The 17244-nt window shown below is 43.3% G+C and carries 17 protein-coding genes and 1 pseudogene; 11 read left to right on the top strand and 7 right to left on the bottom strand.

Annotation, left to right across the window (positions count from 1 at the left end; translation table 11 throughout):
- Positions 1–161 precede the first annotated feature (161 nt).
- The 6 genes from V7K49_RS27465 to V7K49_RS27440 all read left to right on the top strand — a co-directional run bounded on the left by V7K49_RS27465 (position 162) and on the right by V7K49_RS27440 (position 5747).
- Complete coding sequence (locus V7K49_RS27465; RefSeq protein ID WP_335208456.1) at positions 162–800, top strand: c-type cytochrome; 639 nt, start codon at positions 162–164, stop codon at positions 798–800.
- 216 nt (positions 801–1016) lie between these two features.
- The gene (locus V7K49_RS27460; RefSeq protein WP_335208455.1) at positions 1017–2414 is read left to right on the top strand and encodes a tetratricopeptide repeat protein; all 1398 of its coding nucleotides are present in this window, start codon (positions 1017–1019) and stop codon (positions 2412–2414) included.
- Positions 2411–3421, top strand: a complete 1011-nt coding sequence (locus V7K49_RS27455) for an aldo/keto reductase (protein WP_335208454.1) — start codon at positions 2411–2413, stop codon at positions 3419–3421. The genes V7K49_RS27460 and V7K49_RS27455 overlap by 4 nt, the downstream gene beginning before the upstream one ends.
- 394 nt (positions 3422–3815) lie before the next feature.
- Positions 3816–4457, top strand: coding sequence for an HAD family hydrolase (locus V7K49_RS27450; protein ID WP_335208453.1), 642 nt, complete (start codon positions 3816–3818; stop codon positions 4455–4457).
- 369 nt (positions 4458–4826) lie between these two features.
- Positions 4827–5420 (top strand): HD domain-containing protein, encoded by a 594-nt coding sequence (locus V7K49_RS27445; protein WP_335208452.1) that lies wholly within the window; start codon positions 4827–4829, stop codon positions 5418–5420.
- Between the two features lie 102 nt (positions 5421–5522).
- On the top strand, positions 5523–5747 hold the full coding sequence (locus V7K49_RS27440) for a hypothetical protein (protein WP_335208451.1): 225 nt from the start codon (positions 5523–5525) through the stop codon (positions 5745–5747).
- 10 nt (positions 5748–5757) lie between these two features.
- Here the strand turns inward: V7K49_RS27440 and V7K49_RS34805 are convergent.
- Both V7K49_RS34805 and V7K49_RS27435 read right to left on the bottom strand, forming a co-directional pair.
- A pseudogene (locus V7K49_RS34805) lies at positions 5758–5994 on the bottom strand (GNAT family N-acetyltransferase); the annotation flags it as partial.
- A gap of 10 nt (positions 5995–6004) precedes the next feature.
- Positions 6005–6214: a hypothetical protein gene (locus V7K49_RS27435; RefSeq protein WP_335208449.1), complete on the bottom strand. Its 210-nt coding sequence runs from the start codon at positions 6212–6214 to the stop codon at positions 6005–6007.
- A gap of 33 nt (positions 6215–6247) precedes the next feature.
- Here V7K49_RS27435 and V7K49_RS27430 point away from each other — a divergent pair, with 33 nt between their 5' ends.
- Positions 6248–6409, top strand: a complete 162-nt coding sequence (locus tag V7K49_RS27430) for a hypothetical protein (protein WP_334864548.1) — start codon at positions 6248–6250, stop codon at positions 6407–6409.
- A 34-nt stretch (positions 6410–6443) separates the two neighbouring features.
- Here V7K49_RS27430 and V7K49_RS27425 read toward each other — a convergent pair whose 3' ends face one another.
- Together V7K49_RS27425 and V7K49_RS27420 are read right to left on the bottom strand one after the other, a co-directional pair.
- Positions 6444–6596, bottom strand: a complete 153-nt coding sequence (locus V7K49_RS27425; RefSeq protein WP_334864546.1) for a lmo0937 family membrane protein — start codon at positions 6594–6596, stop codon at positions 6444–6446.
- Positions 6597–6727: 131 nt separating this feature from the next.
- Complete coding sequence (locus V7K49_RS27420) at positions 6728–8068, bottom strand: hemolysin family protein (RefSeq protein WP_335208448.1); 1341 nt, start codon at positions 8066–8068, stop codon at positions 6728–6730.
- A gap of 641 nt (positions 8069–8709) precedes the next feature.
- Here V7K49_RS27420 and glgX point away from each other — a divergent pair.
- A complete protein-coding gene (gene glgX, locus V7K49_RS27415) occupies positions 8710–10836 on the top strand; it encodes a glycogen debranching protein GlgX (RefSeq protein WP_335208447.1) in 2127 nt (708 codons plus the stop codon).
- A gap of 173 nt (positions 10837–11009) precedes the next feature.
- Complete coding sequence (locus V7K49_RS27410; protein WP_334864540.1) at positions 11010–11192, top strand: hypothetical protein; 183 nt, start codon at positions 11010–11012, stop codon at positions 11190–11192.
- 102 nt (positions 11193–11294) lie between these two features.
- On the opposite strand, the gene V7K49_RS27405 is transcribed toward V7K49_RS27410, so the two are convergent.
- The 3 genes from V7K49_RS27405 to V7K49_RS27395 are packed head-to-tail and all read right to left on the bottom strand — an operon-like array spanning position 11295 to position 14899.
- Positions 11295–11678, bottom strand: coding sequence for a hypothetical protein (locus V7K49_RS27405; RefSeq protein ID WP_335208446.1), 384 nt, complete (start codon positions 11676–11678; stop codon positions 11295–11297).
- Positions 11675–13264: a GMC family oxidoreductase gene (locus V7K49_RS27400; RefSeq protein WP_335208445.1), complete on the bottom strand. Its 1590-nt coding sequence runs from the start codon at positions 13262–13264 to the stop codon at positions 11675–11677. The genes V7K49_RS27405 and V7K49_RS27400 overlap by 4 nt, the downstream gene beginning before the upstream one ends.
- Positions 13265–13300: 36 nt before the next feature.
- A complete protein-coding gene (locus V7K49_RS27395) occupies positions 13301–14899 on the bottom strand; it encodes an FAD-dependent oxidoreductase (RefSeq protein ID WP_335208444.1) in 1599 nt (532 codons plus the stop codon).
- Positions 14900–15517: 618 nt separating this feature from the next.
- On the opposite strand from V7K49_RS27395, the gene V7K49_RS27390 reads away from it, so the two are divergent.
- Positions 15518–16423, top strand: a complete 906-nt coding sequence (locus V7K49_RS27390; RefSeq protein ID WP_335208443.1) for an SMP-30/gluconolactonase/LRE family protein — start codon at positions 15518–15520, stop codon at positions 16421–16423.
- Entirely contained in the window at positions 16420–16962 is a 543-nt protein-coding gene (locus V7K49_RS27385) for a DoxX family protein (protein WP_335208442.1), read from the top strand. Before V7K49_RS27390 ends, V7K49_RS27385 begins: the two co-directional genes overlap by 4 nt.
- Positions 16963–17244: the final 282 nt, after the last annotated feature.

Raw genomic sequence — 17244 nt, 5'->3', positions numbered from 1 at the left:
CTTTAGAAAATGCGACCACTAAAATTCATCTCTGTTTTGTCAGACTTATGCTCCGAAGATTAGCTACTTTATAGATCCCAAATGGGTTCTATAATATCAAAGATAGTCAAACAACTGCATTTGACCCCTTTGTCTGGCGTCGCATTTACCTGGCTACCTTTATGTTCAAAGGTGAACCCCAGATTGAACAGGTAAACAACCTAGTTGTCATCCACCTTCCGACTCAGTTCCGCAATCAACTGGATATTGGAGATTATCCTTATCCGTTCTGGCACTCATCGAAAAAGTGGAATTCCTACCAGCAAAGTACTGAATTACTTTTGTTTCTAGAACAGGGAAAGCTTAAAGGAGCGCAGCGCTCGGCTGTGGTTGATCCACAACGCCCGAAGGTAAACCATGCATGGGACGGTAAGTGGATTTGGAGCGATGTTCATGGCAAGCAGCCCTCTGTGACACTCTATACCCGTTTATTTTCTCCATCGAACCCACATATCGCCAAAGTTGATGCTGCTTATCGTGCGTTTGAAGTAAAACTGCGGCAGAATGCTTGTGTTGTCTGCCACAGTCCTGACAACGCCAGCAAGCAAAATCCCTTATTAATCCTGAATTATCCCAATCAGGCACTCTCTTTACGGCACGAAACTGTGCGCCAAATCAAAGAGAAACGGATGCCTCCTCCAGCTGGTATTTTTGATGATCAAGAGCGACAACAGCTAATTGAACTCGCCCAGACATTTGCCCAAGCAGGTGATCAGGCTCTCGCTTACGAAGGAGAAAAAATAACTTCTGGAAAAAACTAACACCAACAAAAGTAGTTGTGTGTCTTGGCGTTTTCAGAAGCGATCGCAACTCCTAAACTGCTGATTTTTGAGAAAAGCGATCACCATCACATGAGCATTTGTACGAAATTCTTAATCAAATCATTACTAACTCCGATAACACGATTGAGATACAGTAGTTTTTAGCCTAGCTTTTGCAAAGTTATGCTTGTAGCAGTGCAATGCTCTGGAAAACCAATGGTAAAAGATGCATTTGAACTCGAAATTACTACCGACTCATCAGCAGCGGTAAATGCTATCGATAGCTTTGTCGATCAATTACTGTGTGTTGGTAACGATGCCCAAGTTATTCTCAAAGCAGTTGAGGCTGATCCGGCTTGTGCGATCGCCAATGCTCAAGCTGCCGCCTTTTATCTGTTTGCTGGTGGCTCTGTTGCCTTAACTCAGGCGACATCTTATCTAAATACGGCAAAGGCAAACCTCACCCACGCTAACGATCGCGAAAAACTTTATGTTGCTGCAATTGAAGCATGGGCAAATCGAGATATTGCCCAAGCGATCGCCCACCATGAAGCGATCGCTGATAGCTATCCCCGCGATTTAGCCTCGTTGCATGTTGCCCAATACCACTATAGAAATTCCGGTAACAGTCAAGGGATGCTGCGAATTGCCGAAAAAGTTTTCGCCGCCAATCGTCACAACCCGTATATCTACGGGATGTTGGCCTTCGGGTTAGAAGAATGTCATCGTTTAGCAGAAGCAGAAACATATGCCAGGCAAGCGATCGCCCTGAAACGGGATAACCGTTGGGCACACCACGCCCTTGCTCATGTGTTAGAAACTCAAGGGCGCTTAGATGAAGGGATCGCCTTAATGGAAAGTCTCAGCGATACCTGGGAATATGGTAACCCAGTGTTTTACGGACATCTTTGGTGGCACACATCCCTTTACTACCTGGATGCAGAGAATTTTGCCAAGGTAGTAGAAATTTATGACCGAAACATTTGGGGACGTGCCGAAAAAGACAATAGACGCGAGCAGATTAATGCGATCGCATTATTGCTGCGGCTGGAGTTACGCGGTGTAGATGTCGGTTCGCGCTGGCAGGAACTTGCTGCTTACCTGCAACCACGGCTGCACGAACACGTCCTCGCCTTCCTAGATTTACAATACATCTATGCACTGGTGCGGGGCGGTAAAGATGACTGGGCGGCACAGATGTTAAAGAGTATGCAAACTCATGCAGAGAAAGTCTTACCCTACATGCGGCGTACTTGGTTAGAGGTAGGAGTACCAGCTGCTAGGGGGATGATTGCTCATGCTCGTGGAGATTGGGAGAGGGCGATCGCTCAACTAGAACCGGTGTTACCCGATTTATACTCTACAGGGGGATCTCATGCTCAACGAGATTTATTTGAGCAAATTTATCTTGATGCTTTGATTTGCGATCGGCAGGATCACAAAGCCTTGAATATTCTGGAAAAGCGCAATGCTGCCCGTGGCAATATTCCAGTGATTCAGCGGGAATTAGCTAATATTTACAGCCAGCTAGGACATATCGATGAAGCAAATCAAGCTTCTCAACTTGCTTTAGAACTTTCACAACGTTATCAAAAAGTAGAGCAAACAGTATGACGACATACGTAAATCTTGGAAAAAGTGGACTGAAAGTATCACGCCTTACTCTGGGTACTATGACCTACGGTTCTCGAAAATGGCGAGAATGGGTACTGGAAGAAGAAGAGAGTCGCCCATTTATTAAACTAGCTTTGGAATTGGGGATAAACTTCTTTGACACCGCTGATGTTTACTCTTTAGGTGCCAGCGAAGAAATCTTGGGACGAGCGCTTAAGGATTTTGCCAAAAGAGATCAAGTTGTCATTGCTACCAAAGTCTTCAATAAAATCGGTGATGGCCCCAATGATCAAGGGCTGTCTCGCAAACATATTTTTGATGGCATTGATGCCTCATTACAGCGTCTACAGACAGATTACGTCGATTTGTACCAAATTCACCGTTGGGACTACGAAACACCAATTGAGGAAACCCTAGAGGCACTGCATGATGTAGTCAAATCAGGTAAAGTTCGTTACTTAGGAATCTCAAGTGTTTACGCATGGCAGTTCGCCAAAGCCCTTTATACGGCTGACAAACACGGCTGGACTCGCTTTATATCTATTCAAAATCACTACAACTTAGTTTATCGAGAAGAAGAGAGAGAGGTGATACCTTTATCTCTAGATCAAGGAATTGGGATCATTCCCTGGAGTCCTCTAGCACGAGGCTTTCTGGCGGGAAATCGCAGCAAGCAAAGCTATGGGGAAACTGTGCGGGCTAAAACTGATGAATTTGCTCACAATCTCTACTATCAAGATTCGGATTTCCAAATAGTTGATCGCGTCGTAGAGTTAGCCCAAAAACGCGGTGTTAAACCAACACAAATTGCCTTGGCTTGGTTGTTGCATCAACCGGGTGTAACGGCTCCGATTGTTGGTGCTAGTAAGATAGAGCATCTCAAAGAAGCAGTGGAAGCTGTGGATTTGAAGCTTTCCGATGAAGAACGCAAGTTCCTTGAAGAACCTTACACACCCCATCCCATCTTAGGACATCAGTACCCAACCGCCTCTGCCAGTCGCCCATAGCTATATCTGGTACTGGGGACAAGGTAACAGGTGATAGGGGACAGATTTAGGACTAGCCCTTTCAAGGTGGGTAAAAATTTTGCTCAAGAAACTCATATTTTACCTCTTGACTCTGTGTTCTCTGTGTTCTCTGTGTTCTCTGTGGTTAAATAAAAGACTTTTTAACCGCACAGACGCAAAGAGCGCAGAGAGAAAAAAGAGATTTTACAAGTCACCTTGAAAAAGCTAGTCCTAGATTTATGAACTTTTCTGTTTCTCCCTTGGCGCTTTTGGCGACTTCTCTGCGAGACGCTCCGCGAACGGCAAGCTCAGGGCATCTCGCAGAAATGGCGGTTCGATAATTTTCATTAACTCAAATAGGATAACTATAGTTGACCAAAAATCAATAATACGAGTGCCAACAGAACTGGTTATTTTTGACTGTGACGGAGTATTAGTAGACAGCGAGACATTGGGCAATCGCGTTCTTGTCCAACTTGTCGCAGAATTCGGACTCGCGTTGGAGCTTGAAGAAGCCATTTTATTATTCAAGGGTTGCAAAATGGCTGATTGTGTTGCTGTCATTGAGCAAAGGCTTGAGCAGAAATTACCGCAAGATTTTGTGACTCAGCTTCGTGCCTGCACTGCCGAAGCATTCGAGCAGGAACTGCTTCCTGTCGAAGGGATAGAGGCGGCTTTAGACGAAATCAATCTACCTATCTGCGTTGCCTCTAGTGGCCCACTGGAAAAAATTAAGTTAGCTTTACGTGTGACTAACTTATTACCTCGATTTGAAGGACGTATCTTTAGCTCCTATGAAATTGGAAGCTGGAAGCCAGCACCTGACTTATTCTTATATGCAGCTAAAAATATGGGAGTTCAGCCTTCATCTTGCACTGTTGTAGAAGATAGTGTTTTGGGTGTGCGTGCAGGTGTTGCCGCTAATATGAAAGTTTTAGGGTATACCAATCAGAGTGAGGCTACTCTACTGGAGTCATTTGGAGTAACTGTCTTTGACTCTATGTGCAAACTGCCTTGTTTGCTGTCACACCATTAGTTTATAGGTTGAGTAATGTCAGATAATCTAACCCAGATCACTTAACTAAGTACATTTTTGCATTAAAAGCGTAGCGTTTTTAATGCAGGGGGACACATTAACATTGCATCAAGATGCATTGGCATTGTAGAGGGACACATTGGCATTGCATCAAGATGCATTGGCATTGTAGAGGGACACATTGGCATTGCATCAAGATGCATTGGCATTGTAGAGGGACGCATTGGCATTGTATCAAGATGCATTGATAATTGTAAGATATTGCCAAATTTAATTCGCTACAAATTAATTAAATGCTGTACTAAGTTGCAAAAAATAACTCATATTGGATAAACAGAGAATTTTGAAGTCTACACCAGGAGGAATGTAATGTCAAACTCATCTATAGAAAGACCTATTGCCACCTATACACGAATGGCAGATGGAACAAAAGAAGATTATCTTCTGTTATGGGAACACTCTAAGCCTCGCTTGAATCAGGTAGCCGATCGCGCCCTGACACTTTTAGTTGGCTTGCAAGAAAGTTATCCAGGAAATCTGATTGATCGCTATCAGCATTCGCTACAAACAGCAACACGGGCTTTTCGGGATGAGGCACAAGAAGAGGTCGTGGTAGCTGCGTTGCTTCATGATATTGGCGATTTACTAGCACCCATGAATCACGCCCAGCTAGCAGCAGGCATCCTCAAACCTTATGTCAGTCCAGCTACCCATTGGATAATTGAACATCATGGGATTTTCCAAGGCTATTATTTCTGGCATCATATGGGACTCGATCGCCATGCTAGAGAAAAGTTTCGAGGTCATCCTTACTTTGATCGCACCACTGAGTTCTGCCATAAGTGGGATCAAGAATCATTTGATCCAAACTATGATACTTTGCCACTGACTTTCTTTGAGCCGATGGTACATCGGATCTTCGCTCGTGAACCTTGGGGTCAGCATACAAAACAGGAATCTTAGTGGCGCAGCAAAATGGCGGGCGGGTGCTGCGCGACGGTCAGGGTATCAACAGTGGATTGTCGTTAATTACCGCAAGCGACAAGGCCCTGGCCGATCCGGGCGATGGCGAATCCAGACGCCTATGCTCAGGTTTACGCGAAACTGTCGCGCTTGCCACTGAATACCTCCAAATCCATTACCCAGCGCGGAGCGCGAGAGCTACGCCCGGTCAGCGATGACGATATCCGTGCATTGCAAACCGTGGCTGATCGTTCCTACCAGGACGAAATCCTGCCTACGCGGATCGAGGTGCGTTCCATTGCCAAGCAAAGTATCTGGACGAAATGACGCCATTTAGTCAAATATCGCACTCAGGCATCCAGTAATATTGCACATTAGGTTGACCGTTGATTTCGTTTATTGACAGTTTGCCCACTTTGAAACTGTGTCGTTCGTAAAAAGCACAAGCTCGCATATTCGCTTGTAATGTGTGAAGCCTTAGACCTTGGGGACAAATTGCTTTAGCTTTATCAAGTAATACTGAACCGATACCCAGATTTTGGTATGTCGCATCTACAAACAGCTGGCTTAACCATTGTTCCTCTTTAGATGACTACAACAAAACCTACAATTTGATTTTCAACTTCAGTCAGCCAAATATCCCCGTGTGCAGCGAGGTGATCACGAAATCGAGCTTTCCATACAGAATATGGGTGTGGGTGTTTAATGTGAGAAAATGTTTCATGCCAAGTTCGATACCATAGCCGAACGGTATCTTCTAAATTATCTAATTGATAGGGACGAATCCTTACCACAATATGGCAAGTTATTTTTAAAGTACTATTTTAATGTTTGTAGATCGTTTAATTACACTGATTTCAATCAGGATGGTCTATATGCGATCGCCATTCGAGACTGGATCAAAGGCAATCACTGATGCTCCACAACCAATAATCACCTTATTAACAAAACTACTATTCGGCTATGTAGCTTCTCATGTAGCTAACTGAGTTAAAAGTCCTGAACGTGTGATCATTTATTCATCTACATAGCACGGCTTTTGGCAAAATTATAGATAGCAAGGGCTATGGCTACAATTAACACTATATGAATAAAATTTCCAGCGATATGAAGTGCGAGTCCTAATGCCCAAAAAGCAAATAGTAGAACTACAATTCCCCAAAGTATACCCAACATATCTTTGCTCTCAGTTAGGTGATTTTTTTTAACTCAGACACTCTAACAGTTACCTCAGTTAAATTCTATTTATCTTAAGATAGATATCCGAATTAAAATCATCTTCCTTTGGAAATAAAATCAATTAAAAATCAGACAGCCTTTGAATGAGCGCTGACACGGGCAACTAGAACTTTATCAACTCGGTTACCATCCATATCAATTACTTCAAAACGTAGTCCCACCCACTCAAAATATTCAGCAGTAGAGGGAATATGCCCAAGCTGGTTCACAATAAAACCCCCTAAAGTTTGATAGTTGATTCCTGCCTGTGGTGGCAACTTTTTGATGTTGAGAATTTCTTTCAACTCGTCAATAGGCAATAGTCCATCTAACAACCAAGATCCATCCTCGCGTTGCACAATCTCAGGGTCAGTTAGCTCTTCACTCGACGGGATATCACCCACAATCGCTTCTATAATATCAGTGAGTGTAACCAAACCTTGTGTTACACCATACTCATCTACGATTAAGGCAATGTGAGTCCCAGATTTCTTAAATAAATCCAGGAGTTTCAAAGCATTCATGCTTTCTGGCACATACAAGAGTGGTTTTAATAAGGCTTGCAATTCAATGGGTTGAGTTGGATTATGGGCTAAAAATTCTTTGGTTTGTACAACACCTAATAAATTATCAACGTTATCCTGTCCAACTGGAAAGAAATAATGCATACTTTTGATGACTTGATGGCGGACTATTTCAAGCGGCTGATCAATGTTAAGCCATTCCATCTCTGTACGTGGTGTCATAAACGCACTAACTCGTCGATCACCAATACTAAACACTCGCTCCACTACATCTTGTTCGGCTGACCCCAATAGACCTGCTTCATGACTAGCTGCGACTAAAAGTTTTAATTCTTCAGTAGAATGAAATAATTGTTCAGCATTTCCTGGTTGCAAGCCGATAAGTTTAAGAACGAAATTTCCGACATTATTCAAACCCAGGACAGCTGGGCGAAATACAGCTAAGTATAGTTCTAACAGATTAATCACAGCGAAGGCAGTGCCTTCTGTACGTTGAAGTGCCAGACTCTTAGGAGCTAATTCTCCCAAGACGATATGAAGACAGGTAATGATTATGAATGCTACTATCACTGATAGGGTATGGGCGCTCAACAAAGCCAAGGATTTCGGCAGCCAGTGAAAAGCAGGCTCAACAAGTACAGCTAGTGCTGGTTCTCCAATCCAACCTAAGCCCAGAGAAGACATAGTAACGCCAAGTTGAGTTGCTGCTAGATAAGAGTCCAAGTTGTTGACTGCACGTTGTAAAGCCTTTGCCTGAGGATGTTCTTCAGCAACTAGCTGCTCGACACGACTACGACGTAAAACGACTAAGGCAAATTCTGCTGCTACAAAAAAGCCGTTGGCTAGTACCAAGAAAATTAGGGCTAGTAACTTGCTTGCTGTAACCAAATTAAGTTGGCTGTCCATAATAATTTCAAGTTCTGTTGACAGACTATTAAATATATTTAACTCTAATTAATTAGATTGAGCGTGGCAAAGTAGTGCCTCTACTACTTGCTACCGTCAATCGCCACTCATGCTTTAGTTTAATAGTTATCACTCCTAGTGCTATACAACCACCTAGCAACATTCGTTTCAATGTGCCTTTTTATCAGTATTAACAGATGTATTAAGCAAAAATACTGTGTAAGTCAATCCAAAAATTGACATGAAAGATGCACAAAAGATGTTTTAAGTAAATCTACATGTTGACTGAGATAAATTACGTCATTTTGGTAGATGTAGGTGGCCGCTATTTTTGATAAAACTATTAGAATTGAAATATTTGGCAAATAAACTTGTTAGCGAATTTATGAGTCAAGTAGTAATAATGGCGCTCTCAATATTGATATTGTCAATTGACAATACCAAAAATTATCTTCTAGCTGGAAATGAAAAGCAATCCTTGTCATCTGCTGATAAGACTTTTTAATTATAAAAGCTCTATGGTAAGATTTCCTTAATTCAAATTTGTTAGCTTTTATGTTGAAATTAACTTACAGAAATTACTATTCAACACATCTTCAAGTTTGTTAGTAACAGTAAAATTAGCTTTTGGTATTTCACTTATGTATGTATCTGTATGGCCTGGAAATGTATATCCCTTGGGTGCTACTTGGGATGGCAAAGGCACGAACTTCGCTTTATTTTCCGAAAATGCAACAGGTGTAGAACTTTGTTTATTTGATGCTGATAGTCAGGAAATTCGCTTACCTTTAACAGAAAAGAATAATTTTGTTTGGCACGCTTATTTACCAGGAGTGGGGCCTGGACAACGCTATGGGTTTAGAGTCCATGGTCATTGGGCCCCAGAAGCTGGTCATCGCTTTAACCCTAATAAACTACTAATTGATCCCTATGCCAAGGCAATTGATGGGGAAATTAATGAGAGTTCAGCTATTTTTGGCTATTCTTTAGATGCACCAGAAGAAGACCTGGCTTTTTCCGATTTAGATAATGCCCAAATTATACCAAAGTGTGTTGTTGTTGATCAGTCCTTTGATTGGGGAGACGACAAACCACTTGGTAGACCGTGGCACGAAACTATTATTTATGAAACTCACGTTAAAGGTTTTACTAAGCTACACCCAGAAATTCCAGAAGAATTACGTGGTACTTATGCAGGGCTGGGACATCCAGCGGCAATTCAATATCTCCAACAACTAGGAATCACATCTGTGGAATTGATGCCTGTACATCACTTTTTATCTTCTCCAGGATTTCTGGTGAATAAAGGACTCAAAAACTATTGGGGTTATGATTCCATTAATTATTTCACACCCTACTCCGGTTACAGTGCTAGTGGCTCACTCGGAGAACAAGTGACCGAGTTTAAGCAGATGGTCAAGGACTTACACTTTGCTGGCATTGAAGTAATTTTAGATGTAGTTTATAACCACACTGGCGAGGGCAATCATTTAGGCCCAACATTGTCGTTGCGAGGCATCGATAATAGTGTGTACTACCGCTTGATCAAAGATAACTCTCGTTACCACATGGACTTCACAGGTTGCGGCAACTCTCTGAATGTGCGTCATGCCCAAGTTCTGAAGTTAATCATGGATAGTCTGCGCTATTGGGTAACAGAAATGCATGTTGATGGCTTTCGCTTTGATTTAGCTTCAGCATTAGCGCGAGAACTATATGAAGTAGATAATCTCGCAGCTTTTTTTGATATTATTCATCAAGATCCAGTTCTGGCAGATGTGAAGCTGATTGCTGAACCTTGGGATTTAGGAGAAGGCGGTTATCAAGTTGGCAATTTTCCTTTACGTTGGTCTGAATGGAATGGCAGGTATCGTGATACTGTGCGGGATTTTTGGCGTGGTGAGGATGATAGCCTCGGAGAATTTGCTTACTGTTTTACCGGTAGCCCTGATCTTTACCAAGCAAACGGGCGCAATCCCAGTGCCAGTATTAATTTCGTCACTGCTCATGATGGCTTCACACTCAATGATTTGGTTAGCTACAACCAAAAGGATAATCAGGCCAACGGCGAAGATAACCGGGATGGGGAAAGCCATAACCGATCTTGGAATTGCGGTGTAGAAGGAGAAACCCTTGAACCAGATGTGATTCGCTTACGGGAACGTCAGCGGCGCAACTTTTTAGCAACTTTAATGCTATCTCAAGGCATACCCATGCTACTAGGAGGAGATGAAATTGGTTTTAGTCAGAAGGGTAACAACAATGTCTACTGCCAAGATAATGAACTTTCCTGGCGTGATTGGAGTTTACAAAAGTCTAACGCTGAACTATTAGACTTTACCCGCCAACTGATTAATTTTCGTCATCAGCATCCAGCATTTCGCCGGCGTAAGTGGTTTCAAGGCCGTCCGATTCACGGTTTGGGTATTAGTGATATTGGTTGGTTTAATGCCGATGGTGGTGAAATGACCCAAAAGCAGTGGCTAGTTAGTTATGCCAAAGCTATGGAAATCTTCTTGAATGGCGAGGGCATTGTTACTCCTGGCCCTCGCGGTGAACGTATTATTGATGAGAGCTTTCTGCTATTTTTTAATGCTCACTACGAAACGATTGAGTTTGCCTTACCCAATGTTTTCCAGGACAGGGAATGGGAAATAATTATTGACACCAACGAATCTCGCTTTCTTAACTCAGGAAAATTGATTATGGGTGAGCAAACTGTGCCAGTTACAGACCGCTCTCTCATGGTGTTACGTCGTGTTTCTTAGTAGCACAAAAATCTCAAAAGTTATAGCGGTTCTCAGTTGGGGGCAATATATAGCAATCCGATTTGATTGCGTGAAAAAGTCTAAGTATATGTGGGGGAGCCAGCCGTGTTGGCGGGTTTCCCGACTTGAGCGGACTGGCGTTGTGTTACGGCTGACGTAACGCACCGAAACCCTTGGGTGGTGCGTTAGCCTACGGCATAACACAACGCCAGTTGCTACAACGGAGGGAACCTCCCTTCGGGTTCGCCAGTCACCTACGGCGGGAAACCCGCCTACAGCGCTGGACTCACCGCAACGCACTGGCTCCCCTACGTGTATTTCAAAAATCAAATATGAGTCCTATAGTAGCAATCTGATTTGATTGTGTGAAAAAATATAACAATATATATGTAGGGTGCGTTATGGAGATTAGGCCAAACGCACTAAAGCTTTCGGACGGTGCTTTATACCATTTTGGCTTAGGTAGCTTGGATTTCTCCCCCTTGGGATTTTGACAGCGCCTGTAGTTGTTCCCAAGTGTAGTGACGGGGTAGTTCAATTGGTTTGTGATCGGCTCCTAATCGCAATCCAATTATCGGCTGGAGTTCTTCAATGAAATCCTCAGTGTACGCTACTAGCTGATTACCTGCAACGCCACCGGCGATCGCTCCTGCAACCCCACCGATCGCAGCACCCAGTTTACCCGCAATTGAGCGACCGAGTGCGGCTCCTGCTACGCCACCTCCCACAGCCCCTAAACTTGTAGCTATAGGATGAGAATCCGTTGCATCTGAGTTGATTTGTTGAGATTCAATCTGTGGTTGGTCTTGTTGTTTAATTTGCTGTTCATCGTTTGTCATCATGTTCCTCCTTTTGATTTCAAGCGTTCAGCTATGCGGTCGCCAACCCGCAATGCATTCGCCATAATTGTTAATGTTGGGTTAGCACCTGAATTTGACGGAAAGAAACTACTATCTACCACATAGAGATTATCGACATCATGGGTACGGCAATTGATGTCAAGGACTGAGGTTTTAGGATCTGTGCCAAATCGACAAGTACCGCATTGATGGGCAACTGCTTGTTCTGGTATAGTAGTGCGGGGATAAATACTAAATGGTAGGACGTGTTTAGCGGAGTTAGGAATTGACTTGATTACAGATGTCCAACGATGAATTAAGCGATCGCCTGCTTCGGTATTGTTCAGTGTATAGTCAATGTAAGTCTTGTCACCCACTAACCGAATCCGATTATTCGGGTCTGGTAAATCTTCTGTTTGCAACCACCAACCCACTGATCTTTCAGCAAGCAAATGGCGCTCATACTCAGGAATCAGTTTAATAAACGGAGCCATAAGCGGCGGAGCCTCGCCGGGAATCATATCAGCTAGGACATTGCCAGTATTTTGTACCATTCCCATTGGATAAGGAAAATCCGGCTCTCCCCAATAAAAATCGTTGACGGCGATCGTTTTCTGAAAGTTGGCGCGATTTACATTTAGATGTATGGAGACGATCGCAGTTTCCAACTGTTTCATATAATTCCGCCCCACCTGATCGGAACTGTTTGCTAATCCATTCGGATGTTTGTCATTAGCAGAGCGTAAAAGCAACAGAGCCGAGTTAATAGAGCCACAGGCAACAACTACAATATCACCTGCAAACCAATGTGACTCTCCGGCAATTTCAGTTTCTACACTCGTAACCTCTCGCCCCGACTCACTGGTATGCAGCCGTAAGACTTTGGCATTAGTTAAGAGGGTGAAATTAGCATACATTTCGCGGGTGGGACGAATGGCGTTAACATCAGCATCAGCTTTTGCATCTACCAGACAAGGGTATCCATCAAAGGTATCGCAACGAATACAGCGACTTTTAGTGCGATCGCTTTCATTGAGTTTTAATCCCAGTGGTAGATGAAATGGGTAGTAACCTAGTCCGCGGATGCCATCAGCCAATTCCTGCATATCCGGCTCATGACTCACTGGCTCATAGGGATATGGTTCGCTGCGAGGTGGTTCAGTTGGGTCTTCCCCTTGCTTGCCATGCACATCATACAGCTTTTCTGCCTGGGTATAGTACGGCTCAAAGTTTGAGTACTTGAGTGGCCATTCTGGAGAAATTCCTCCCTTGTGAATTACCCTTTCAAAATCTCGCTCGCGTAATCTAATCAAGGCTGCACCGTAGAGTTTGGTATTGCCGCCAACCCAGTAGCCTGTCTGCGGTTTAAAGGTTTTGCCTTCCTTGTTATACCATTCCTCATCCGCGTGGTAGCGATGTTTTTGATAAACCTCCCCTGGACTCCAGTTAGCTTTCTCTCTCGGTAAAAAGTCGCCTCGTTCCAGCACTAGAATTTTTTTACCTGTGGGTGCGAGGCGGTGAGCCAGTGTCCCTCCACCTGCTCCCGTACCAATAATGATGATGTCGTAGTGTTCAGTGATGTTTGTCATATATGCAGGAGATGCAAAATTACTCTTGTCTCAAACCTATTGCTTGTTATTAACTGGCTGTCTTTGAATCAAATCAACTGTACCACGCCGTAATTCCTCAACAGTTAACATCTGGTTCAAGCGCATCAATTCTGAGATAGCTGCTGTTTCCGTATCTTTATGGCTAGTTGCAACTGCCAAGACTTGATTGTTTTTGACATAGAAAGCAATAAATTCCTGTTTTTGTAAATCCCCATCTACAATTATCTCATCCCAACTTTCGGCGTGGCCAATGTAGCGCAAGGGAAACTTGAATTGCATCGTCCAAAATAAAGGAAGCCCTCTAAATTTAACTGCTTTCCCTGCCATGTTATGAGCTGCAATTCGTCCCTGCTGTGCTGCAACTCGCCAATGTTCAACCCGAAGCGATTCACTTGTGCGCCAATCGGGATAACGGGCGATATCGCCTGCGGCATAGATGCCATCAGCTGCACGCAAGTATTCATCAACAACAACACTGCCATCTTTGGGATGCAAATCGATCCCCTCAAGAAAGTCTGTTGCAGGCTGTACACCAATTCCGACAATTACTATATCTGCTTTGAGGCGATCGCCATTATCTAAAATTACAGCTTCTACCTTGTCACTACCTTCAAATTTAACCGCTTTCCTACCTAACTTAAAGGAAACACCGTTTTCCTCATGAACTTGCTGAAATATTTTGCCAATTTCCTCACCAAGGGTTTTCTTAAAAGGTACAGAATCCGGTGAAACAACAGTTACTTGTAAGCCGTGCTGACTCAGCCCAGCTGCTGTTTCCATGCCGATAAAACTGGAGCCAATAACTACTGCTTGTCCTTTTTGCTTGCTCAGTGTCAAAATGCGATCTGTATCATCAAAACTGCGTAATGTGAGAATATTTTGCAAGTCTGCACCGGGAATATCTAGCTGGAGTGGTTTTCCTCCTGTTGCTACCAGCAAGGCATCATAATTCAACGAATCACCATTTGTAAAGGCGATCGCTTTTGCCGTTGTTTGCACCTGTTCAACTCGCTTATTCAACAGTACTTCAATGGCGTGTTCTTTGTAGAAATCTGGCGATCGCAGGGGCATTTCCTCTGAGGATGTTTCACCAATGAAGTAGTCTTTACTCAGCTTGGTGCGATCGTAGGGTAGCTTGTCATCCTGAGTGATCATGACGATTCGCCCTTGATATCCAGCTACTCGCAAAGTTTCTGCGGCATGGACACCCGCCGCCCCTGCGCCTAAGATCACAAATGTGCGTTTATCAGCGTCGGGGTTAAATTGCGCCATTGTAGGCGATCGCAATCCCGTTGTTTCCTCTGGGACGCTGACAATGACGTTTTCACCTTCAATCCGTACCTGATAACAGGCTAAAGAATCCAAGCCAGGTGGTTCTAGTTGATCGCCAGTCGTTACGTCAAAATAGGCATTGTGCCAAGGGCAAACAACATGATGTCCACTCAGCACCCCCTCTGCCAGTGGCGCTTTATAATGAGAGCAGTGTGCGCCGACGGCATGAAACTTTCCATCTAATCGGGTCAGTAAAATCTCTGTCTCGCCGACAGCTACCTGTCGCATTTCACCATCATTTAGATCATTTATATTGGCAACAACTGCTTCTATCTGTTTCATAATCAACTCTTAAGTTAAGAATAAGAGTTATACCAATTCTTTCAAATCCGGCAACAGATTCAAACCCGAAAAACCAGATGCAATCTGAGTCTGAGTGCAAGACCTTACACCCCTTCATTACGAATTACGAATTGATATAACAACAAAGAACTTGCATAACTAGTAATCTTTGCACCTTCATCAGCGAGCAATTTTGCTTACAAGCTTTACTTTATATCACAAAGTCTGAATTTTTCAACTCATCAATGGTCTATATCTAAAATGATAAATTCAGCCTTTAGACATAGAAACACTGTGAAAAAAATTGTTTTAACTAGAATTTGTAACTGAGAATCGGGAAAATTTTTGGCTATAGATGGATTGGCATAACCCAGAGCAACAAAGGTATTCTCAATCTAAAATTTTAGATTCTACCCAATGGCTTAATTTTTATTTATGCCTAAAGAGATGCTAAAATTTCATTTTAATTTGATTTTTGTTTATATATTATGTAAGTCAAGCATATTTGATATCTATAAAAAGTGCGGAGAAATTTTCTGACCTATTACTTTTTAAATTGATATTAACTTTAACCTGCCATTTCTTGTCAGTAACCAAGTTAAATAACAGGAGATTCCTATGCCTGAAGCCATTGAGATTTATGACGATCGCCTGCGTGCGATTATACCTCCAGATGCTTCACTCCAAAAGCTTGCCAACGGTGCAGTCCATAGCGAAAGTCCTCTTTACTTCCATGAAGACGACAGTGTTGTATGGAGCGATGCTCACGGCAACCGTTTATTACGCTGGAGTGCTACTGAAAACGTAAGTGTCCTCCGAGATCCATCTGATTACCAAAGCGGTAATTACCGAGACTTAGAGGGTCGTCTAGTTGCTTGTTCATCTGGTTTGCGTGCCATTATCCGACGCGAAAACGATGGTGAATGGAAGGTTTTAGTTGATCGCTACCAAAACAAACGCCTGAACAGTCCAAATGATTTAGTAGTGAAAAGCGACGGCACAATTTGGTTCACCGATCCGCCTTATGGGATCACCGAGCCAAATCAAGGTTATGGCGGCGAACAAGAACAACCTGGAAGTTATGTGTACCGCTTTGACCCTGCTACTGGTGAAATTTCTCCTATAGTAACAGACATGGTGCGCCCTAATGGGCTGGCTTTCAGCCCAGACGAGAGCCTGCTGTATGTTTCAGATACAGCCGCGTTTAATATACCTGGGGGGCCTCATCATATTCGCGTGTATGAGGTTGTGGACGATCGCCATGTAAAGAATGGCCGTGTATTCTGTGTCATCGATCCAGGACAACCTGATGGATTTAGGGTTGACGAACATGGCAATGTTTTTACTAGTTCCCAGGATAGCGTGCAGATATACGCCCCTGACGGGACTCAGTTAGGAAAAATTATCGTACCGGAGACATCCACTAACCTAACTTTCGGTGGGAAGGAAGGCGATTGCTTGTTTATCACAGCCGGTCATTCCTTATATGCTATCGACCTTAATACCCGTGGTGTACAGCAATGATTTATAAATTTGCCAGTGGTGTAGCGATCGCCTTTTTTCTAGCAGCATTTAAGTTACCACAGCTAGGGCCATACCTATTAAGTTCACTTTATCATCTGTATCCTGACGGATTCCCCGGATTGGCACTTTTACTACTAAGAGTTAGCCTTGGCTGGTTATTCATCCTCCACGGCTATCCAAAGATAACGCATCTTCGACAGTGGGCTGAGTCTATGAAAATGCCTGTCTTTCTTTGCTTTTTATCAGCTGCATCCATGTTAGGTGGCGGAATTTTTCTGATTATTGGATTCCTGACCCTCTTAGCGACATTGCCCATTCTTGGCTCAATGATTTTTGCAATATATTTAGAAGTGTCTGGAAGTAAACCTTTTGTAGCCCAAGATCCATATTTAATTCCAGAAGACCAATATAAAGGCCCTTTAGGAAAAGGCGAACCGCCAAGTTGGGAAAAAGCGTTTATGTATTGTGTCATGCTGATTGCGATCGCAGTTTTAGGCCCTGGAGCATATTCACTGGATGCTCTGATTTTTAGCCGGTGAAAATTATCCGATTAAGATAAAAGCCAGTCTAGAATCAGCTTTTAGAAATTGTCTTGTGTCTCGTGTCTCGTTCCCAGTCTCTGACTGGGAATGCCTAATCAGAGGGCTGCCGCCTCAAAATTAGCGGCACCGCAATGAAAGGGCATTTCCAGCCAGAGGCTGGAAACGAGATTTTGGAGTATTAGTTTAAGTTGACACTGATATTGCCATGCCCCGACGAGAAATCTATATGTATCAGGGTTTTCGTGAATTGATATTAAAGATGGATATGTGGCTAAAATG

Origin of the sequence: Nostoc sp., from assembly GCF_036919675.1 — a bacterium.
Lineage (GTDB): Bacteria > Cyanobacteriota > Cyanobacteriia > Cyanobacteriales > Nostocaceae > Nostoc.
This window is presented reverse-complemented; position numbering and strand designations above follow the sequence as displayed.

Bases quoted from the DNA above. Each gene is read 5' to 3' on its own strand.
- V7K49_RS27400 (WP_335208445.1), bottom strand. From the start codon at position 13,264: ATGACAAACATCACTGAACACTACGACATCATCATTATTGGTACGGGA.
- V7K49_RS27395 (WP_335208444.1), bottom strand. From the start codon at position 14,899: ATGAAACAGATAGAAGCAGTTGTTGCCAATATAAATGATCTAAATGAT.
- V7K49_RS27430 (WP_334864548.1), top strand. From the start codon at position 6,248: ATGTTTGTAGATCGTTTAATTACACTGATTTCAATCAGGATGGTCTAT.
- V7K49_RS27425 (WP_334864546.1), bottom strand. From the start codon at position 6,596: ATGTTGGGTATACTTTGGGGAATTGTAGTTCTACTATTTGCTTTTTGG.
- glgX (WP_335208447.1), top strand. From the start codon at position 8,710: ATGTATGTATCTGTATGGCCTGGAAATGTATATCCCTTGGGTGCTACT.
- V7K49_RS27440 (WP_335208451.1), top strand. From the start codon at position 5,523: ATGGCGAATCCAGACGCCTATGCTCAGGTTTACGCGAAACTGTCGCGC.
- V7K49_RS27390 (WP_335208443.1), top strand. From the start codon at position 15,518: ATGCCTGAAGCCATTGAGATTTATGACGATCGCCTGCGTGCGATTATA.
- V7K49_RS27420 (WP_335208448.1), bottom strand. From the start codon at position 8,068: ATGGACAGCCAACTTAATTTGGTTACAGCAAGCAAGTTACTAGCCCTA.
- V7K49_RS27405 (WP_335208446.1), bottom strand. From the start codon at position 11,678: ATGATGACAAACGATGAACAGCAAATTAAACAACAAGACCAACCACAG.
- V7K49_RS27460 (WP_335208455.1), top strand. From the start codon at position 1,017: ATGGTAAAAGATGCATTTGAACTCGAAATTACTACCGACTCATCAGCA.
- V7K49_RS27445 (WP_335208452.1), top strand. From the start codon at position 4,827: ATGTCAAACTCATCTATAGAAAGACCTATTGCCACCTATACACGAATG.
- V7K49_RS27465 (WP_335208456.1), top strand. From the start codon at position 162: ATGTTCAAAGGTGAACCCCAGATTGAACAGGTAAACAACCTAGTTGTC.
- V7K49_RS27455 (WP_335208454.1), top strand. From the start codon at position 2,411: ATGACGACATACGTAAATCTTGGAAAAAGTGGACTGAAAGTATCACGC.
- V7K49_RS27385 (WP_335208442.1), top strand. From the start codon at position 16,420: ATGATTTATAAATTTGCCAGTGGTGTAGCGATCGCCTTTTTTCTAGCA.